General features: G+C 53.8%; 20 protein-coding genes. 19 read left to right on the top strand and 1 reads right to left on the bottom strand.

Annotation, left to right across the window (positions count from 1 at the left end):
• Positions 1 to 19 precede the first annotated feature (19 nt).
• From plsX to ptsG, 12 genes are all read left to right on the top strand, one after another.
• Positions 20 to 1,096, top strand: a complete 1,077-nt coding sequence (plsX, locus tag I6L53_RS12880) for a phosphate acyltransferase PlsX (protein ID WP_072015706.1) — start codon at positions 20 to 22, stop codon at positions 1,094 to 1,096.
• Positions 1,097 to 1,173: 77 nt separating this feature from the next.
• Positions 1,174 to 2,127 carry a beta-ketoacyl-ACP synthase III gene (fabH, locus tag I6L53_RS12875; RefSeq protein WP_042319627.1) on the top strand — a complete coding sequence of 318 codons (954 nt, stop codon included), beginning with the start codon at positions 1,174 to 1,176 and terminating at the stop codon, positions 2,125 to 2,127.
• Between the two features lie 15 nt (positions 2,128 to 2,142).
• A complete protein-coding gene (gene fabD, locus I6L53_RS12870; protein WP_042319624.1) occupies positions 2,143 to 3,072 on the top strand; it encodes an ACP S-malonyltransferase in 930 nt (309 codons plus the stop codon).
• 12 nt (positions 3,073 to 3,084) lie between these two features.
• Entirely contained in the window at positions 3,085 to 3,819 is a 735-nt protein-coding gene (fabG, locus tag I6L53_RS12865; RefSeq protein ID WP_042319622.1) for a 3-oxoacyl-ACP reductase FabG, read from the top strand.
• 154 nt (positions 3,820 to 3,973) lie between these two features.
• On the top strand, positions 3,974 to 4,210 hold the full coding sequence (gene acpP, locus I6L53_RS12860) for an acyl carrier protein (protein ID WP_000103754.1): 237 nt from the start codon (positions 3,974 to 3,976) through the stop codon (positions 4,208 to 4,210).
• Between the two features lie 86 nt (positions 4,211 to 4,296).
• Entirely contained in the window at positions 4,297 to 5,538 is a 1,242-nt protein-coding gene (gene fabF, locus I6L53_RS12855; RefSeq protein WP_042319619.1) for a beta-ketoacyl-ACP synthase II, read from the top strand.
• Between the two features lie 117 nt (positions 5,539 to 5,655).
• The gene (gene pabC / locus I6L53_RS12850) at positions 5,656 to 6,465 is read left to right on the top strand and encodes an aminodeoxychorismate lyase (protein ID WP_042319618.1); all 810 of its coding nucleotides are present in this window, start codon (positions 5,656 to 5,658) and stop codon (positions 6,463 to 6,465) included.
• Between the two features lie 2 nt (positions 6,466 to 6,467).
• Positions 6,468 to 7,490, top strand: a complete 1,023-nt coding sequence (yceG, locus tag I6L53_RS12845) for a cell division protein YceG (protein ID WP_042319617.1) — start codon at positions 6,468 to 6,470, stop codon at positions 7,488 to 7,490.
• On the top strand, positions 7,480 to 8,121 hold the full coding sequence (gene tmk / locus I6L53_RS12840) for a dTMP kinase (RefSeq protein ID WP_042319616.1): 642 nt from the start codon (positions 7,480 to 7,482) through the stop codon (positions 8,119 to 8,121). Before yceG ends, tmk begins: the two co-directional genes overlap by 11 nt.
• On the top strand, positions 8,118 to 9,122 hold the full coding sequence (gene holB / locus I6L53_RS12835) for a DNA polymerase III subunit delta' (protein ID WP_042319614.1): 1,005 nt from the start codon (positions 8,118 to 8,120) through the stop codon (positions 9,120 to 9,122). The genes tmk and holB overlap by 4 nt, the downstream gene beginning before the upstream one ends.
• Before the next feature lie 10 nt (positions 9,123 to 9,132).
• Positions 9,133 to 9,930 carry a metal-dependent hydrolase gene (locus I6L53_RS12830; RefSeq protein WP_042319613.1) on the top strand — a complete coding sequence of 266 codons (798 nt, stop codon included), beginning with the start codon at positions 9,133 to 9,135 and terminating at the stop codon, positions 9,928 to 9,930.
• A 292-nt stretch (positions 9,931 to 10,222) separates the two neighbouring features.
• A complete protein-coding gene (ptsG, locus tag I6L53_RS12825) occupies positions 10,223 to 11,656 on the top strand; it encodes a PTS glucose transporter subunit IIBC (protein ID WP_042319612.1) in 1,434 nt (477 codons plus the stop codon).
• 130 nt (positions 11,657 to 11,786) lie between these two features.
• On the opposite strand, the gene fhuE is transcribed toward ptsG, so the two are convergent.
• On the bottom strand, positions 11,787 to 13,982 hold the full coding sequence (gene fhuE, locus I6L53_RS12820; protein ID WP_042319610.1) for a ferric-rhodotorulic acid/ferric-coprogen receptor FhuE: 2,196 nt from the start codon (positions 13,980 to 13,982) through the stop codon (positions 11,787 to 11,789).
• Between the two features lie 349 nt (positions 13,983 to 14,331).
• Between fhuE and hinT the strand changes: the two genes are divergently transcribed.
• The 7 genes from hinT to ndh all read left to right on the top strand — a co-directional run bounded on the left by hinT (position 14,332) and on the right by ndh (position 19,679).
• Entirely contained in the window at positions 14,332 to 14,691 is a 360-nt protein-coding gene (gene hinT, locus I6L53_RS12815) for a purine nucleoside phosphoramidase (protein ID WP_042319609.1), read from the top strand.
• Between the two features lie 2 nt (positions 14,692 to 14,693).
• Entirely contained in the window at positions 14,694 to 15,068 is a 375-nt protein-coding gene (locus I6L53_RS12810; RefSeq protein ID WP_042319608.1) for a YcfL family putative periplasmic lipoprotein, read from the top strand.
• Between the two features lie 22 nt (positions 15,069 to 15,090).
• Entirely contained in the window at positions 15,091 to 15,723 is a 633-nt protein-coding gene (gene lpoB, locus I6L53_RS12805; RefSeq protein ID WP_042319606.1) for a penicillin-binding protein activator LpoB, read from the top strand.
• On the top strand, positions 15,704 to 16,528 hold the full coding sequence (gene thiK / locus I6L53_RS12800) for a thiamine kinase (RefSeq protein WP_042319604.1): 825 nt from the start codon (positions 15,704 to 15,706) through the stop codon (positions 16,526 to 16,528). Before lpoB ends, thiK begins: the two co-directional genes overlap by 20 nt.
• A gap of 10 nt (positions 16,529 to 16,538) precedes the next feature.
• Positions 16,539 to 17,564, top strand: coding sequence for a beta-N-acetylhexosaminidase (gene nagZ, locus I6L53_RS12795; protein WP_042319603.1), 1,026 nt, complete (start codon positions 16,539 to 16,541; stop codon positions 17,562 to 17,564).
• A gap of 21 nt (positions 17,565 to 17,585) precedes the next feature.
• The gene (ycfP, locus tag I6L53_RS12790) at positions 17,586 to 18,128 is read left to right on the top strand and encodes an alpha/beta hydrolase YcfP (protein WP_042319601.1); all 543 of its coding nucleotides are present in this window, start codon (positions 17,586 to 17,588) and stop codon (positions 18,126 to 18,128) included.
• Positions 18,129 to 18,374: 246 nt separating this feature from the next.
• Positions 18,375 to 19,679, top strand: a complete 1,305-nt coding sequence (gene ndh / locus I6L53_RS12785; protein ID WP_042319600.1) for an NADH-quinone dehydrogenase — start codon at positions 18,375 to 18,377, stop codon at positions 19,677 to 19,679.
• Positions 19,680 to 19,747 lie beyond the last annotated feature (68 nt).

Below are 19,747 nucleotides of genomic sequence, written 5' to 3'. Positions count from 1 at the left end.
ACCAGGCGGCGAAACGACTTTGACACGTCTAACCCTGGCGTTAGATGTCATGGGGGGAGATTTTGGCCCTTCCGTGACAGTGCCTGCAGCATTGCAGGCACTGAATTCTAATTCACAACTCACACTTCTTTTAGTCGGGGATCCCGATACAATCACGCCATTACTCGCTAAAGCTGACTTTGAACAACGTTCGCGTCTGCAGATTATCCCTGCACAGTCAGTTATCGCCAGTGATGCCCGGCCTTCGCAGGCAATCCGCGCCAGTCGCGGTAGTTCAATGCGTGTGGCGCTGGAACTCGTGAAAGAAGGGCGAGCGCAAGCCTGTGTCAGCGCCGGGAATACCGGTGCGCTCATGGGACTCGCAAAATTATTGCTCAAACCGCTGGACGGTATTGAGCGTCCTGCGTTGGTGACGGTTTTACCGCACCAGCAGAAGGGAAAGACGGTGGTCCTTGATTTGGGGGCAAATGTCGATTGCGACAGCAACATGCTGGTGCAATTTGCCATTATGGGTTCGGTGCTTGCGGAAGAAGTGGTCGGTATCAATAACCCTCGCGTGGCCTTGCTCAACATCGGCGAAGAAGAAACCAAGGGTCTCGACAGTATTCGGGATGCCTCAGTGGTGCTAAAAACAATCCCTTCCATCAATTACATCGGCTATCTTGAAGCCAATGAGTTATTGACGGGGAAAACAGATGTTCTGGTATGTGACGGTTTTACAGGCAATGTCACATTAAAGACGATGGAAGGTGTTGTCAGAATGTTCCTTTCACTGCTGAAATCTCAGGGTGAGGGTAAAAAACGGTCGTGGTGGCTGCTGATATTAAAACGTTGGTTACAAAAAAGCCTGGCGAGGCGATTCAGTCACCTCAACCCCGACCAGTATAATGGCGCCTGTCTGTTAGGATTGCGCGGCACGGTGATAAAAAGTCATGGTGCAGCCAATCAGCGAGCTTTTACCGTCGCGATTGAACAGGCAGTGCAGGCGGTGCAGCGACAAGTTCCTCAGCGAATTGCCGCTCGCCTGGAATCTGTATACCCAGCTGGATTTACAATGCTGGACGCTGGCAATGGCGACACATCACAGCCACACTGATCACGGTGTGGCGTGAGAGCCCCAGCCTCTTAGCCGTTGTAATGCGCGGTATATAACCAAAAAGTGACTGAGCGTACATGTATACAAAGATTATTGGTACTGGCAGCTATCTGCCTGAACAGGTGCGGACTAACGCCGATCTGGAAAAAATGGTCGATACGTCTGACGAGTGGATTGTCACCCGTACAGGTATCCGTGAACGCCATATTGCTGCGCCGAATGAAACCGTCTCAACGATGGGTTTTGAAGCGGCTCAACGCGCGCTGGAAATGGCGGGCATTGATAAAGAACAGATTGGCTTGATTGTGGTAGCGACCACCTCAGCGACACATGCCTTCCCCAGCGCAGCATGCCAGATTCAGAACATGCTGGGCATCAAAGGCTGCCCGGCGTTTGACGTCGCCGCAGCATGTGCTGGCTTTACTTACGCGTTGAGCGTCGCCGATATGTACGTTAAATCCGGTGCGGTCAAACACGCGCTGGTGATCGGTTCCGATGTTCTGGCGCGCACCTGCGATCCAGGCGATCGTGGAACCATCATTATTTTTGGCGATGGTGCAGGGGCCGTGGTGCTGAGCACTTCCGACAAGCCGGGCATCATCTCTACCCACCTGCATGCTGACGGTCGGTATGGCGAATTGTTGACGCTGCCGAATGCCGATCGTGTGAATCCGGAAAATTCGATTCATCTGACAATGGCAGGCAACGAAGTATTCAAAGTCGCGGTTACTGAGCTTGCGCATATCGTCGACGAGACGCTGGAGGCCAATAACCTTGACCGTTCAGAACTCGACTGGCTGGTTCCGCACCAGGCTAATCTGCGCATCATCAGTGCGACGGCCAAAAAACTGGGCATGTCGATGGACAACGTGGTGGTAACACTGGACAGACACGGCAATACGTCTGCGGCCTCTGTCCCTTGCGCGCTGGATGAAGCCGTGCGTGACGGACGTATCAAAGAAGGTCAGCTTGTGTTGCTTGAAGCCTTTGGCGGTGGATTCACCTGGGGCTCCGCGCTGGTTCGTTTCTAGTATAAGGATTTAAACATGACGCAATTCGCATTTGTGTTCCCTGGACAGGGTTCCCAGACCGTGGGGATGTTAGCCGATATGGCGGCAAACTACCCCATCGTCGAAGAGACTTTTGCCGAAGCTTCTGCGGTGCTAGGTTATGACCTGTGGGCGTTGACTCAACAGGGACCGGCTGAAGAACTGAACAAGACCTGGCAGACGCAGCCTGCGCTATTGGCTGCGTCCGTTGCGCTGTATCGCGTCTGGCAACAGCAGGGCGGTAAAGCCCCCGTGCTGATGGCGGGTCATAGCCTGGGTGAATACTCTGCGCTGGTTTGCGCCGGTGTCATTAATTTTGCTGATGCAGTGCGTCTGGTTGAACTGCGTGGTAAATTCATGCAGGAAGCGGTTCCGGAAGGCACTGGCGGCATGTCTGCTATCATTGGTCTCGATGATGCCTCCATTGCGAAAGCTTGTGAAGACGCGGCAGAAGGCCAGGTTGTCTCACCGGTGAACTATAACTCTCCGGGTCAGGTCGTTATCGCCGGGCATAAAGAAGCCGTTGAGCGTGCTGGCGCAGCCTGTAAAGCGGCCGGTGCGAAACGTGCGCTGCCGTTACCGGTGAGCGTACCGTCTCATTGTGCGTTGATGAAGCCAGCGGCGGAAAAACTGGCGGCGGAATTAGCGAAAATACCGTTTAACGCGCCGTCTGTACCGGTTATCAACAACGTAGATGTGAAGTGCGAAACTGACGCGAACGCCATTCGCGATGCGTTGGTGCGCCAGTTATATAGCCCGGTGCAGTGGACGAAGAGCGTCGAATTAATGGCGTCGCAGGGTGTTGAACACCTGTATGAAGTGGGACCGGGTAAAGTCCTCACGGGCCTGACGAAACGTATTGTTGATACCCTGACAGCCTCGGCTCTGAACGAACCGGCGGCGATGTCGGCGGCACTTGCGCAATAAAAGAGGAACACCATGAGTTTTGAAGGAAAAATCGCGCTGGTTACCGGTGCAAGTCGCGGTATTGGTCGCGCAATTGCAGAAACGCTCGTTGCCCGTGGTGCGACCGTTATCGGTACCGCGACCAGCGAAAGTGGCGCTCAGGCCATTAGCGATTACTTAGGTGCGAAGGGTAAAGGTCTGATGTTGAACGTGACTGATCCCGCATCTATCGAATCAGTTCTGGAAAAAATTCGCGCAGAATTTGGTGAAGTGGATATCCTGGTTAATAATGCCGGTATTACACGTGATAACCTGCTGATGCGAATGAAAGATGATGAGTGGAACGATATTCTCGAAACCAATCTTTCATCTGTTTTCCGCCTGTCAAAAGCGGTAATGCGCGCTATGATGAAAAAGCGTCATGGACGTATTATCACTGTCGGTTCTGTGGTTGGTACCATGGGAAATGCGGGTCAGACTAACTACGCTGCGGCGAAAGCGGGTCTGATCGGCTTCAGTAAATCGTTGGCGCGCGAAGTTGCGTCCCGCGGTATTACGGTGAACGTTGTTGCTCCGGGCTTTATTGAAACGGACATGACGCGTGCGCTGACTGATGAGCAGCGTGCGGGTACGTTGGCGGCAGTTCCTGCAGGTCGTCTTGGCGATCCGAAAGAGATCGCCAGTGCGGTTGCATTTTTAGCCTCTGACGAAGCAGGTTACATCACGGGTGAGACTTTGCACGTCAACGGCGGGATGTATATGGTTTAACCACGATGAAAAAGATTTGCGTTATTATAGGTCTTGGCCTCAAAATAACGTAAAATCGTGGTAAGACCTGCCGGGATTTAGTTGCAAATTTTTCAACATTTTATACACTACGAAAACCATCGCGAAAGCGAGTTTTGATAGGAAATTTAAGAGTATGAGCACTATCGAAGAACGCGTTAAGAAAATTATCGGCGAACAGCTGGGCGTTAAGCAGGAAGAAGTTACCAACAATGCTTCTTTCGTTGAAGACCTGGGCGCAGATTCTCTTGACACCGTTGAGCTGGTAATGGCTCTGGAAGAAGAGTTTGATACTGAGATTCCGGACGAAGAAGCTGAGAAAATCACCACCGTTCAGGCTGCCATTGATTACATCAACGGCCACCAGGCGTAAGTGAACATCTCCAGGCGGTCATTCGACCGCCTGAGTTTTATCTTTTTGTCCCACTTGAATCAATTATCCCTCCCTGGAGGACAACCGTGTCTAAGCGTCGTGTAGTTGTGACCGGACTGGGCATGTTGTCTCCTGTCGGCAATACCGTAGAGTCTACCTGGAAAGCTCTCCTTGCCGGTCAGAGTGGCATCAGCCTGATCGACCATTTCGATACTAGCGCCTATGCAACGAAATTTGCTGGCTTAGTAAAGGATTTTAACTGTGATGACATTATCTCGCGCAAAGAGCAGCGCAAGATGGATGCCTTCATTCAATATGGAATTGTCGCTGGCGTTCAGGCCATGCAGGATTCTGGCCTTGAAATAACGGAAGAGAACGCATCTCGTATTGGCGCCGCTATCGGTTCCGGTATCGGCGGTCTCGGACTGATTGAAGAAAACCACAGTTCTCTGGTGAACGGTGGACCGCGTAAAATCAGCCCATTCTTCGTTCCGTCGACGATTGTTAACATGGTGGCAGGTCACCTGACCATCATGTATGGCCTGCGTGGGCCAAGCATCTCCATCGCGACCGCCTGCACCTCAGGCGTACATAACATCGGTCATGCCGCACGTATTATTGCATACGGCGATGCGGACGCGATGGTCGCGGGCGGTGCTGAAAAAGCCAGTACGCCACTGGGCGTAGGTGGCTTTGGCGCGGCACGTGCGTTGTCTACCCGTAATGAAAACCCGCAAGCGGCCAGCCGCCCATGGGACAAAGAGCGCGATGGCTTTGTACTCGGTGACGGTGCGGGCATGGTGGTACTGGAAGAGTACGAGCATGCAAAAGCGCGCGGTGCAAAAATTTATGCCGAAGTCGTTGGCTTCGGGATGAGCAGTGACGCTTACCACATGACGTCGCCGCCGGAAAATGGTGCAGGCGCTGCCCTGGCGATGGTCAACGCGCTGCGTGATGCCGCGATTGAACCTGGCCAGATTGGCTACGTCAACGCCCACGGGACATCCACGCCGGCAGGTGATAAAGCTGAAGCACAGGCTGTTAAATCAGTCTTTGGCGAGGCGGCAAACCGTGTGATGGTGAGTTCTACCAAGTCCATGACCGGTCACCTGTTGGGTGCCGCGGGCGCGGTAGAGTCGATCTACTCTATCCTGGCGCTGCGCGATCAGGCTGTTCCGCCGACCATCAACCTGGATAACCCGGATGAAGGTTGCGATCTGGACTTCGTTCCGCACGAAGCGCGCCAGGTCAGTGGAATGGAGTACACTCTGTGTAACTCTTTCGGTTTCGGTGGAACTAACGGTTCATTGATCTTTAAAAAGATCTGACCGCCGTTCTGCTTCCTGGTTAAAAGGCCCGCTTGTCGGGCCTTTTTTATTGCGTCTTCATTCTTGTCCTGCGCCATCCATCCTGCGACACTAACGAGCCACGCATAAGGAGCCACCATGTTCTTGATTAATGGCCGTGAACAGGAATCTCTTCCCGCAAGCGATCGCGCCATCCAGTTTGGCGATGGATGTTTTACCACTGCGCGTATTCTCGATGGCACGGTTATGCTGCTGGCGGCGCATCTCCGGCGTTTGCAGGTGGCCTGCACAACATTGATGATCGCCTTTGATGACTGGGGCGCGCTTGAGCGGGAAATGACCACGCTGGCTGCGGGCCATTCGCGCGCGGTACTGAAGGTGATCATCAGCCGCGGCAGTGGGGGACGGGGATACAGCGGCAGGCACTGTCATGAGAGCAGCCGTATTCTCTCTGTCTTTGCGTATCCACAACATTATGACAGCTGGCGCGAACAGGGGATCACGCTTGCCTTGAGCCCGGTTCGCCTGGGGCGCAACCCTCTGCTTGCCGGTATCAAACACCTGAATCGTCTGGAACAGGTGCTGATCCGCTCTCATCTTGAGCAGACGGATGCCGATGAAGCGCTGGTTCTTGACAGCGAGGGTTGGGTTACGGAATGCTGTGCGGCTAATTTATTCTGGCGAAAAGACAATGTGGTCTACACACCGCGCCTCGATCAGGCGGGAGTGAACGGTATTATGCGACAATTCTGTATCCGGAAACTGGCACAATCGTCTTTTCAGGTTGTCGAAACGAATGCCCGCGAAGAAGCGCTGCGACATGCCGATGAAATGGTGGTCTGTAATGCGCTGATGCCGATCGTGCCCGTCAGGGCTTATGGCGATAACACCTTGTCTTCACGTGCATTATTTAAGTTTCTGGCCCCACTGTGTGAGCATCCGAATTAGTCATGAAAAAAATGTTTCGTGTTGTCCTTTTACTGGTTGTTGTACTGGGTATTGCCGCAGGTGCGGGAATGTGGAAAGTTCGCCATCTGGCGGACAGTAAAATCCTGATTAAAGAAGAGACCATTTTTACCCTCAAACCGGGAACCGGACGTCTGGCCCTGGGGGAGCAACTGTATGCGGATCGGGTCATCAATCGCCCTCGTGTGTTTCAATGGTTACTACGGGTTGAGCCGGATCTTTCCCACTTTAAGGCGGGAACCTATCGTTTAACGCCGGGCATGAGCGTCCGTGAGATGCTGCAACTGCTGGAAAGCGGTAAAGAGGCGCAGTTCCCGCTGCGACTGGTGGAAGGCATGCGGTTAAGCGACTACCTCAAACAACTACGCGACGCGCCTTACATTAAGCACACCCTGAGCGACGACAGTTACGAAACGGTCGCAAAAGCGCTGGACCTTGAGAATACAGAGAGGCTGGAAGGCTGGTTCTGGCCCGATACCTGGATGTATACCGCCAACACCACCGACATTGCTTTGCTCAAGCGCGCGCATCAAAAGATGGTGAAGGCGGTTGACCGCGTCTGGGAAGGGCGCGCGGAAGGGTTGCCGTATAAAGATCAAAATCAACTGGTAACGATGGCCTCGATCATTGAGAAAGAAACGGCCGTTGCCAGCGAGCGCGATCATGTCGCCTCCGTTTTTATTAACCGCCTGCGCATCGGGATGCGCCTGCAAACCGATCCAACCGTGATTTACGGGATGGGGGCGCGTTATAATGGCAAGATCTCGCGCGCGGACCTGGAAACGCCTACGGCCTATAATACCTACACAATTACCGGACTCCCGCCGGGACCGATTGCGATGCCGGGTGAAGCCTCGCTGAAAGCAGCGGCGCATCCGGCTAAAACACCGTATCTCTATTTTGTGGCCGACGGTAAAGGCGGTCATACTTTTAATACGAATCTTGCCAGCCATAACCGGTCAGTGCAGGACTACCTGAAAGTGCTTAAGGAAAAAAATGCGCAGTAATTATATCGTCATCGAGGGGCTGGAAGGCGCCGGAAAAACGACCGCAAAAAACGTTGTGGTTGAGACGCTTGAACAACTCGGTATTCGCGACATGGTTTTTACTCGCGAACCGGGCGGTACACAGTTGGCAGAAAAACTGCGTAGCCTGGTGCTGGATATCCGTTCGGTCGGTGACGAAACCATTACCGTAAAAGCCGAAGTGTTGATGTTCTACGCTGCGCGCGTACAACTGGTTGAAACGGTGATCAAACCTGCGCTCGAAGAGGGGAAATGGGTGATTGGCGACCGTCACGATCTGTCCACTCAGGCGTACCAGGGCGGGGGACGCGGGGTCGATCAGCAGATGCTGGCGACGCTGCGTGATGCCGTGCTGGGGGACTTCCGCCCGGATTTGACGCTTTACCTGGACGTCACGCCAGAGGTAGGTCTGAAACGCGCCCGTGCCCGCGGTGAACTGGACCGCATCGAACAGGAATCGTTTGATTTCTTCAATCGCACCCGTGCCCGCTATCTGGAGCTCGCGGCCCAGGATCCCAGCATCCGGACGATTGATGCGACGCAGCCGCTGGATATTGTGATGAACGATATCCGTACCACTATCACGGAGTGGGCGAAGGGGCTGGGCGAATGAAATGGTATCCATGGTTACGACCTGACTTCGAAAAACTGGTAGCGAGCTATCAGGCGGGAAGGGGTCACCATGCGCTACTGATTCAGGCTTTGCCGGGGATGGGCGACGACGCATTGATCTATGCGCTAAGCCGTTATCTGCTTTGCCAACAGCCGGATGGACATAAAAGCTGCGGCCACTGCCGCGGCTGTCAGTTGATGCAGGCAGGAACGCATCCGGACTACTATTCCCTGTTTCCGGAAAAAGGGAAAAGCACGCTGGGTATTGATGCGGTTCGTGAAGTGAGTGAGAAGCTGTACGAGCGTGCGCGGCTGGGGGGCGCCAAAGTGGTCTGGATCCCGGATGCGGCACTGATGACGGATGCCGCCGCCAATGCGTTGCTCAAAACGCTGGAAGAACCGCCCGCGCAAACCTGGTTCTTTCTCGCCAGTCGTGAACCCGCACGGTTACTGGCGACACTGCGCAGTCGTTGTCGTTTACACCATCTCGCGCCACCGGCTGAACAGTACGCAGTATCATGGCTTGCGCGAGAAGTGACAGCGTCACAAGACACATTGTTGACCGCGCTGCGTCTGAGTGCCGGTTCTCCGGGCGCGGCGCTGGCACTACTGGGCTCAGAAAGTTGGTCCCAGCGCGACGCGCTGTGTCAGGCGCTGGCAAATAGCATTCCTGTGGGTGACTGGTATTCATTATTGACGGTGCTGAATCATGAACAGGCACCTGCCAGATTGCACTGGCTGGCGACGTTAATGATGGATGCGCTTAAACGCCAGCACGGAGCTACCGCGATGACCAACGCGGATGCCGGGCAACTTGTCGCCACGATTGCCGGCCAGTTGTCTCAGATGCGTATTCAGGCAATCCTTAACGCCATTTGCCACTGTCGCGAACAACTCCTTAATGTGACCGGTATAAACCGTGAACTGGTGTTAACCGATCTTCTTCTGCAAATTGAGCATTATCTGCAACCAGGCACTGTGTTGCCTGTTCCCCACCTGTAAGAGAGACATTATGTTTTTAGTCGACTCGCACTGCCATCTTGATGGCCTGGATTATCAATCTCTGCATAAGGATGTGGATGACGTGCTGGCGAAGGCGGCCGCGCGCGATGTGAAATTCTGTCTGGCGGTAGCAACGACGCTGCCGGGATACCGCGGCATGCGCGAGCTGGTTGGTCAGCGCGATAACGTCGTTTTCTCCTGCGGCGTGCATCCGCTAAATCAGGACGAACCGTATGATGTGGAGGAACTGCGTCATCTGGCGGCCGATGAAGGCGTTGTGGCGATGGGAGAGACGGGGCTGGACTATTTTTACACGCCTGAGACGAAAGTACGTCAGCAGGAGTCATTTATTCATCATATCCAGATCGGGCGTGAACTGAACAAGCCGGTGATTGTCCACACGCGCGATGCTCGCGTCGATACGCTGGCGATTCTTCGCCATGAAAACGTGACGGATTGTGGCGGCGTACTACACTGTTTTACAGAAGACAGAGAAACGGCGGGTAAACTACTGGATCTGGGTTTTTATATCTCTTTTTCCGGCATTGTGACCTTCCGTAATGCTGAACAGTTACGCGATGCCGCGCGGTATGTGCCGCTGGACAGACTGCTGGTGGAGACGGATTCTCCGTATCTGGCTCCGGTGCCGCATCGCGGGAAAGAGAACCAGCCTGCGATGGTCCGCGACGTGGCGGAATACATGGCCGTATTGAAAGGTGTAGCCGTTGAAGAACTGGCGCAGATAACCACCGATAACTTTGCCCGCCTGTTTCATATCAACGCTTCCCGTCTGCAGTCAGCCTCGTAGTTGAGTTTTTTTAAAGCTCGTAATTAATAATTAAAGCGAGTAAAGTTCACCGCCACAAAGTGGGCGGTGAATGAGCGTTATGACACATTCTGATACCTTTTTTGGCAAAATGTGCAACTTAACGCGCTGTCCAGAGCTGAAACGTGATAGCCGTCAAACTAAATTTCACCGAATTATTTTACTCTGTGTAATAAATAAAGGGCACTTAGATGCCTGGTCCACGGCGGGGTTCTCCCCCCTCGCCAATGCGTGTGAACGTAGAAAGCACAAATACTCAGGAGCACTCTCAATTATGTTTAAGAATGCATTTGCTAACCTGCAAAAGGTCGGTAAATCGCTGATGCTGCCGGTATCCGTATTGCCTATCGCAGGTATCCTGCTGGGCGTCGGTTCCGCAAACTTCAGCTGGCTGCCAGCCGTTGTATCGCACGTGATGGCAGAAGCCGGCGGTTCTGTTTTTGCAAACATGCCGCTGATCTTCGCTATCGGTGTCGCGCTTGGCTTTACCAACAACGATGGCGTTTCGGCTCTGGCTTCGGTTGTTGCCTATGGCATCATGGTGAAAACCATGGCTGTGGTCGCACCGCTGGTTCTGCATTTACCTGCTGAAGAAATCGCAGCAAAACACCTTGCAGATACAGGTGTACTCGGGGGGATTATCTCCGGTGCGATTGCAGCGTACATGTTTAACCGCTTCTACCGTATCAAGCTGCCTGAGTATCTGGGCTTCTTTGCTGGTAAGCGATTCGTGCCGATCATTTCTGGTCTGGCGGCGATCTTTACCGGTGTCGTCCTGTCCTTCATTTGGCCGCCGATCGGTACTGCTATCCAGACGTTCTCTCAGTGGGCGGCTTACCAGAACCCGGTAGTGGCGTTCGGTATCTATGGCTTCATTGAACGCTGCCTGGTACCGTTTGGTCTGCACCATATCTGGAACGTTCCTTTCCAGATGCAGATTGGTGAATACACCAACGCGGCAGGTCAGGTCTTCCACGGCGATATCCCACGCTACATGGCGGGTGACCCAACGGCGGGTATGCTGTCTGGCGGTTTCCTGTTCAAAATGTACGGTCTGCCGGCAGCTGCCATTGCTATCTGGCACTCTGCTAAACCAGAAAACCGCGCCAAAGTGGGCGGTATCATGATCTCCGCAGCGTTGACCTCGTTCCTGACCGGTATCACCGAGCCGATCGAGTTCTCCTTCATGTTCGTTGCGCCGATCCTGTACGTTATCCACGCGATTCTGGCTGGTCTGGCGTTCCCGATCTGTATCCTGCTGGGTATGCGTGACGGTACGTCGTTCTCACACGGTCTGATCGACTTTATCGTACTGTCCGGTAACAGCAGCAAGCTGTGGTTGTTCCCGATTGTGGGTGCGGGCTATGCGATTGTTTACTACACCATCTTCCGCGTGCTGATTAAAGCGCTGGATCTGAAGACTCCGGGTCGTGAAGATAACACCGACGACGCGAAAGCGGGCGCGACCAGTGAAATGGCACCGGCGCTGATTGCAGCGTTTGGTGGTAAAGAAAACATCACTAACCTCGATGCGTGCATTACCCGTCTGCGTGTCAGCGTGGCTGACGTGGCGAAAGTGGATCAGGCTGGCCTGAAGAAACTGGGTGCTGCAGGTGTGGTGGTTGCTGGTTCCGGTGTTCAGGCGATTTTCGGTACGAAATCCGATAACCTGAAAACGGAGATGGATGAATACATCCGTAACAGCTAAAACCTAAGATGTTGGGGAGAACTAAGGCAGCCAAATGGCTGCCTTTTTTACATCCCCGAACGCAGGATGGCGCAGCGCTTAACGGGTTGATAACCGGATAAGGCGCCAGCACCATCATCCGGCAGGCTGATCAGAACTGATAGTTCGCGGTGATGCTCACGTTGCGCGGCTCACCATAAACAATCGACCCTTCGACGTTGGTGTCGTAGGTTTTATCAAACAGGTTGTTGACGTTACCCTGCACGGAGAAGTTTTTGGTCACCTGATAGCGGGTGAACAGATCCACCAGCGCGTAACTCCCTTGTTCTGCACGGAAGGTGCCGTACGGCGTCGCGGTATCGGTGTACACGCGGTTCTGCCAGTTCACGCCACCGCCTACGGTCAGCGCAGGCATTACCGGCAGACGGTAGCTGGTGAACAGCTTGACGCTGGTACGAGGCAGATTCGGATTGACGGCGTTACCTTCATTGTCTTCTGCGACGTAACGCGTTGCGCCAAAGGTCATCTGCCAGTTATCGGTAATTGCCCCGTTAACTTCGAATTCAACTCCTTTACTGACGGTGCCTTTCGCCGTTTTATACGCGATATCGCCATTGGTACCCGGAATTGGCGCACCCGTCGACTGGGCAACATTATCCTGCTCAATACGGAACACGGCGAGGGTGGTGGTCAGTCGACTGTTCATCCAGTCAGACTTCAGGCCCACTTCATAGTTGTTGCCGGTGACCGGTGTGAGGTACTTCCCGCTGCTGTCACGTTTGTTCTGCGGCTGGAAGATGGAGGTGTAGCTGGCGTAAGTTGACCAGTTATCATTGATGTCGTAAACCAGACCGGCATAGGGCGTAGTGTGGTTTTTCTCCATGCTGTAGCTCAGGGTATCGATACGCCAGTTAGTGTAGCGCGCACCGAGGATCAGATGCAGCGGGTCAGCCAGCGAAATACGCGTCGCGGCGTACAGCGACTTCATGTGCGTGGTGTCATCCTGGGCCAGCGACTGTGGTGCCCAGTCGGTTTGCGGGAAGTTGCCATTGACGTTATTGAAACTGCCGATCTCAGCCGGGAAGACGTTTGCCCAGGAGCTGAAATAGCGGTTGTTCTGTTTGCTGTAGCTGCCGCCAAACATCAGGTTGTGCTGGCGACCGAACAGGTCATAACCGCCGTCGGCAAAGAGATCCAGCGCATCAACCTTACGCTTGCCGCTGTTCCAGCCCGTGCCGCCAACGTAGTCATAGCCCGGTCCGTAATTGCTGTAGGGGCCGACCAGCATGCCATCTGCTTTATTGACATAGGCATCGACATACATCGTTTTACTGTCGAATTTGATTTCCGAGTGGGTCGCATTCATCGTCGCCTGCCAGGTGTCGGCAAAACGCTGTTTGAGTGTGGCAAAGACTTTGTTGATCTCTTTATCGTTATACGCCCAGTCTGGCGCGGTGCTGCGGGCGCGGTCGTAGCTGTTTTTACTGCCGTCGGTATTCCAGCGTGGCAGACCACCCCAGGTCGGGCTGTCCACTTTGATTTTCTGGTATTCATAACCCACGGCAAGGCTGGTGGTTTCACCCAGATCGGCATCAATAATGCCCGAGAAGAAATTTTTCTCGTTGTGATAGCGATCGAGCCAGGAGTCGTTATCCTGATAACCCGCCACAATGCGCGCGCGTACATTACCGTCATCGGTGAGCGGGCTTTGCAGATCCATCACGTAGCGTTGTTTGTTCCAACTGCCGTACTCCGCCGATACGTTGCCTTTGAACTCACGACTGGTCGCGTGTTTACGGATCATATTAATGGAGGCCGACGGGTTGCCCGTGCCGGTCATCAGGCCGTTTGAGCCGCGCACCACTTCCACGCGCTCATAGAGTGCCATATCGGTGAGGGCATCACCCAGATTCCAGCGGGATTCGAACCAGGTTGGAATACCATCAACCATGTAGTTATCAATCTGGAAACCGCGGGAGAAGTAGCTGACGCGGTCAGAGTCCGCCTGGCTTTTGCTGATCCCAAGCGTGCTGTCCATCACATCACCCAGCGTTTGCAACTGCTGGTCATTCATGCGTTGCTCGCTGATGATGCTGACCGATTGCGGAATATCGCGTTGGGTCATCATCATTTTGGTTCCGGCGGCGGTGGATTTGACGCTGTAATCCCGCTCGTCGCTGTCTGCTGGTGTCGCTGGCGCAGAACCGTCGACAATGACGGTCTCTTCTGGCGTGGTCGCTGCGAAGCTCATGGATGGCATCAGTGCCATAGCGATGCAAGCTGCCAGCAACGATGGTGTTGCAACAGCCTGACGGTGTTCATCCCTGTTGTGTGTTGTTAAAGACATCAGAAAGCCCTTAATAGTGAACGAATCCTGGCCCAGGCCGTAAGAGGTAGCGCTGAGCCTTTTTATTTTTCTAACCATTAAATGCGCATGAAAATGCAAATGCGAAATATACGCATTCATATTATCCATGTAAACAGATGTAACAAGCTTTTTGAAATCTCGTTTCACTACTTTTTGGCGTGGCAGAGGTGACAAATGGTTATAAGCGCGACACCGTGGTGGTTTTTTGCTTAAGAAATCGTGGGTTAAGGTTGAAAGAGCGGGTTTAAGTCGATCATACTCTATACTCGCAGTGTGGCTCAGCGTAGCATGACATCACGCATGGCTATTTTTAGAAAAGGAAAACGTCGTGGCAGAAGAGACTATATTCAGCAAGATTATTCGTCGTGAAATCCCTTCCGATATCGTCTACCAGGATGACCTGGTGACGGCATTCCGGGATATTTCACCGCAGGCGCCAACACACATTCTGATCATCCCCAACGTTCTGATCCCGACGGTCAATGACGTTACCGCTGAGCATGAGCAAGCGTTGGGGCGGATGATTACCGTTGCAGCAAAAATTGCTCAACAGGAAGGTATTGCCGAAGACGGCTACCGCTTGATCATGAACACCAATCGTCATGGCGGCCAGGAGGTATATCACATCCATATGCATCTGTTGGGCGGTCGCGCGCTCGGTCCTATGCTCGCGCACAAAGGATTGTAATGATGACCAGAGGATGCATTGCGCTTTCGCTGGGTCTGCTCTTACTTGCCGGATGCCGTTCTCACCCTGAGATCCCGGTAAGTGATGAACAGTCGCTGGTGATGGAGTCCACGCTACTGGCGGCGGGGATCACCGCTCAAGAGCCGACGTTGACTACGTCTGATATTCAGCCCTCTGCATCCTCGACGCTGTATAACGAAAGGCAAGAGCCCGTTACCGTTCATTATCGCTTTTACTGGTATGACGCCAGAGGGCTGGAGATGCACCCTCTGGAAACGCCGCGCAGCGTAACTATTCCGGCACATTCGTCGGTCACGTTGTATGGCAGCGCTAATTACCTGGGGGCGCACAAAGTCAGACTTTATCTTTATTTGTAAGGGGTGAATCTTGAAGACAAAAATGAGTCGCTACGCATTGATAGCCGCGCTGGCGATGTTCCTGTCCGGTTGTGTGGTGCAACGTGAACCTGCGCCGGTTGATGAGGTGAAACCCACGCCGGAACAGCCCGCGCAGCCGCAAGAACCGGCTCCGGGAGTACCTTCAGTTCCCACGATCCCAGGACAGCCTGGACCTATCGAACATGAAGATCAGACCGCGGCACCGGCGCCGCGTATACGTCATTACGACTGGAATAGCGCGATGCAGCCAATGGTGGGCAAAATGCTACAGGCCGATGGCGTTACGGCGGGGAGCGTACTGCTGGTCGATAGCGTCAATAACCGCACTAACGGTTCGCTGAACGCGGGTGAAGCCACTGAAACGTTGCGCAATGCGTTGGCGAACAATGGCAAATTTACCCTGGTCTCCGCGCAGCAATTGTCGCTGGCAAAACAGCAGTTAGGGCTGTCACCGCAGGACAGCCTGGGAACGCGCAGCAAGGCGATTGGTATTGCCCGTAACGTCGGCGCGCACTATGTGCTGTATTCCAGTGCCTCGGGCAACGTCAACGCGCCATCGTTGCAAATGCAATTAATGCTGGTACAAACTGGCGAGATAATCTGGTCTGGTAAAGGTGCCGTTCAGCAGCAATAACATACCAGAGCGCGACGCGGTGTTGTCGCGCTACTTTCCGCACTATCGTCCCGTCGCCGAAGGCCTGAGTGGTCTTAGCGGCGGGAGTGTGATCATTGAAAGCCCGACTCAACGGCTGGTTCTTCGCCGTCATCACGATCCCGATGCGCCGCAAGCGCATTTTTTACGTCAGTATCACGTCCTGTCGCGATTACCTGAAAGTCTTGCGCCAAAGCCGCACTTGTACATCCGCGGCTGGATGGCGGTGGATTATGTGCCGGGCGAGATAAAATCCGGACTGCCGGATGCCGACGAACTGTCGGGCTTACTGTATTATCTTCATCAGCAGCCCCGTTTCGGCTGGTGTATCCGTCTGTTGCCGTTGCTGGAGCAATACTGGCAGGGGAGCGATCCAGCGCGGCGAACCCCGAACTGGCTAAGAAGGCTGAAACGTCTGCGTAAGCAGGGCGAGCCGCGTCCGCTACGCCTCGCGCCGCTGCATATGGATGTCCATGCCGCGAATATTGTTCATGGCCCCGCAGGACTGCGGCTGATCGACTGGGAATATGCAGGAGACGGTGATGTTGCTCTTGAACTGGCGGGAGTGTGGGTGGACGATGTCCGGCAACACCGACACCTGGTGCAGGCCTATGCTGTTCGTGCGCGCATGGACGGGCAAAAATTATGGCAACAGGTCAGACGCTGGTATCCGTGGATACTGATGCTGAAGGCCGGTTGGTTTGAATACCGCTGGCGACAGACCGGCGAACAACAATTTATCAGGCTGGCCGATGCAACCTGGCGGCAGCTGACAACGAAGGATTAAGGAGAGCAGTGTGGGTCCAGTAATGTTGAATGTCGAAGGGTTTGAACTGGATGCGGAAGAGCGTGAAATTCTGGCCCATCCGCTGGTTGGCGGCCTGATTCTGTTCACGCGAAACTATCATGACCCGGAGCAGTTACGTGAACTGGTGCGCCAGATCCGCGCGGCGTCCCACAACCATCTGCTGGTTGCCGTTGATCAGGAGGGTGGACGCGTTCAGCGTTTTCGTGAGGGATTTACTCAACTGCCTGCCGCGCAGTCCTTTGCCGCGCTGCACGGACTGGAAGAGGGCGGCAAACTGGCGGAGGACGCTGGCTGGCTGATGGCCAGTGAAATGATCGCGATGGACATTGATATCAGCTTTGCGCCGGTGCTGGATGTCGGGCATATCAGCGCCGCTATTGGCGAACGTTCCTATCATGCTGATCCGCTCAACGCGCTGGCGATGGCGACCCGTTTTATTGACGGTATGCATGCGGCAGGAATGAAAACCACCGGCAAGCATTTCCCGGGCCATGGCGCGGTGATCGCCGATTCGCATAAAGAGACGCCGACCGATCCGCGACCTGAAGCGGAAATTCGCGCAAAAGATATGTCCGTGTTCCGCACACTGATTACGGAAAACAAGCTGGATGCCATCATGCCAGCGCACGTTATTTACAGCGCTGTCGATTCGCGTCCGGCGAGCGGCTCTCCGCACTGGCTGAAAACGGTTCTGCGCCAGGAATTAGGCTTTGACGGCGTTATTTTCTCTGATGATCTGTCCATGGAAGGGGCGGCGATTATGGGGAGCTATGCCGAACGTGGTCAGGCATCGCTGGACGCGGGTTGTGATATGATTCTGGTCTGCAATAATCGTAAAGGGGCGGTCAGTGTGTTAGATAATCTGTCGCCGATCAAAGCAGAGCGTGTTACACGTTTGTATCATAAAGGTTCATTTTCGCGTCAGGAACTGATGGATTCGGCACGCTGGAAAACCGTCAGCGCGCAGCTCAACCAGTTACATGAACGCTGGCAGGAAGAGAAAGCAGGTCATTAACGCACGTTTGGTGAGGATGCGATGATTATCTATTTACACGGTTTCGACTCTAACAGTCCGGGAAACCACGAAAAAGTCTTGCAACTGCAGTTTATCGACCCGGACGTCAGACTGATAAGCTACAGCACGCGTCATCCTAAACATGACATGCAGCATCTGCTGAAAGAAGTGGACAAAATGTTGCAGCTCAATGTTGATGAGCGGCCGTTGATTTGCGGTGTCGGCCTCGGCGGCTACTGGGCGGAACGCATTGGTTTCCTCTGTGATGTTCGGCAGGTGGTGTTTAATCCGAACCTGTTTCCCTATGAGAACATGGAAGGCAAGATAGACCGTCCGGAAGAATATGCGGATATTGCGACCAAGTGTGTGACCAACTTCCGCGAGAAAAATCGCGATCGTTGCCTGGTCATTCTCTCGCGTCATGACGAAGCCCTGAACAGTCAGCGTGCTTCTGAGGAGCTACATCATTTCTATGAGATCGTGTGGGACGAAGAGCAGACGCATAAATTTAAGAACATTTCACCGCATCTGCAACGAATCAAGGCGTTTAAAACCTTAGGTTAAAGCGCCCGTGAGCTATAATCGTCGAATCAAGCCAGCCTTTGGGCTGGTTTTTTTTGCCTGTCTTTCCGCTGTTGTCTATCTTTTCAGCAGCAAAACTTGATACACATCAATTTTGGTATGACCAATGCACCGCATGTGTTATTCTCACTCTCGAAGGACATTTTCATTGTCGTAACTTGTTGTTAATTAAAGGCTATGTTTATAACGTTTAATTAACAATTGGTTAATCATTTTAAGGGGGTCACGTTGACTACACCATTGAAAAAGATCGTGATTGTCGGCGGGGGAGCTGGCGGGCTGGAAATGGCGACGCAGTTGGGACACAAACTGGGTCGCAAACAAAAAGCGAAGATTACGCTGGTTGACAGAAACCACAGCCACCTGTGGAAGCCTCTGCTGCACGAAGTCGCGACCGGTTCGCTGGATGAAGGCGTGGACGCGCTGAGCTATCTGGCACATGCCCGTAATCACGGCTTCCAGTTCCAGTTGGGTTCTGTGATGAATATCGATCGCGAAGCAAAAACCATCACCATCGCGGAATTACGTGATGAGAAGGGTGAGCTGCTGGTACCTGAGCGTAAAATTGCCTGGGACACGCTGGTAATGGCGCTGGGCAGCACCTCCAACGACTTCAACACACCGGGCGTGAAAGATCACTGTATTTTCCTGGATAACCCGCATCAGGCACGTCGTTTCCATCAGGAAATGCTGAACCTGTTCCTGAAATATTCTGCGAATCTTGGCGCGAACGGCAAAGTGAATATTGCGATCGTCGGCGGCGGCGCCACCGGCGTAGAGCTGTCGGCAGAACTGCATAACGCCGTGAAACAGCTGCACAGCTACGGCTACAAAGGGCTGACCAACGATGCACTGAACGTGACGCTGGTGGAAGCCGGTGAACGCATTCTGCCGGCGCTACCACCGCGTATTTCTGCGGCGGCACATAACGAGTTAACAAAACTCGGCGTTCGTGTCCTGACCCAGACGATGGTGACCAGTGCGGATGCGGGCGGTCTGCATACCAAAGACGGTGAGTATATCGAAGCCGATCTGATGGTCTGGGCGGCGGGGATCAAAGCGCCGGACTTTATGAAAGAGATTGGCGGTCTGGAGACCAACCGGATTAACCAACTGGTGGTGGAACCGACGTTACAGACGACCCGCGATCCTGATGTTTACGCGATTGGCGATTGCGCCTCCTGTGCGCGTCCGGAAGGGGGATTTGTACCGCCGCGTGCTCAGGCTGCACACCAGATGGCGACCTGCGCGATGAATAACATTCTGGCGCAAATGAACGGCAAGCCGCTGAAAGCGTATCAGTACAAAGATCACGGTTCACTGGTTTCGCTTTCCAATTTCTCGACCGTCGGCAGCCTGATGGGCAACCTGACAAAAGGGTCGATGATGGTGGAAGGACGTATCGCTCGCTTTGTTTACATCTCGTTGTACCGCATGCACCAGATTGCGCTGCACGGCTATTTCAAAACCGGTCTGATGATGCTGGTGGGCAGCATTAACCGTGTGATCCGTCCGCGTCTGAAACTGCATTAATCCCATCGGACTCAGCATCGCCTGCTGGCGGTGCTGAGCGCCTTCTCCGTTCTGCCTCTGCCTTCAGA

It is taken from the genome of Citrobacter farmeri (assembly GCF_019048065.1).
In the GTDB taxonomy this organism is placed as follows: domain Bacteria; phylum Pseudomonadota; class Gammaproteobacteria; order Enterobacterales; family Enterobacteriaceae; genus Citrobacter_A; species Citrobacter_A farmeri.
This window is presented reverse-complemented; position numbering and strand designations above follow the sequence as displayed.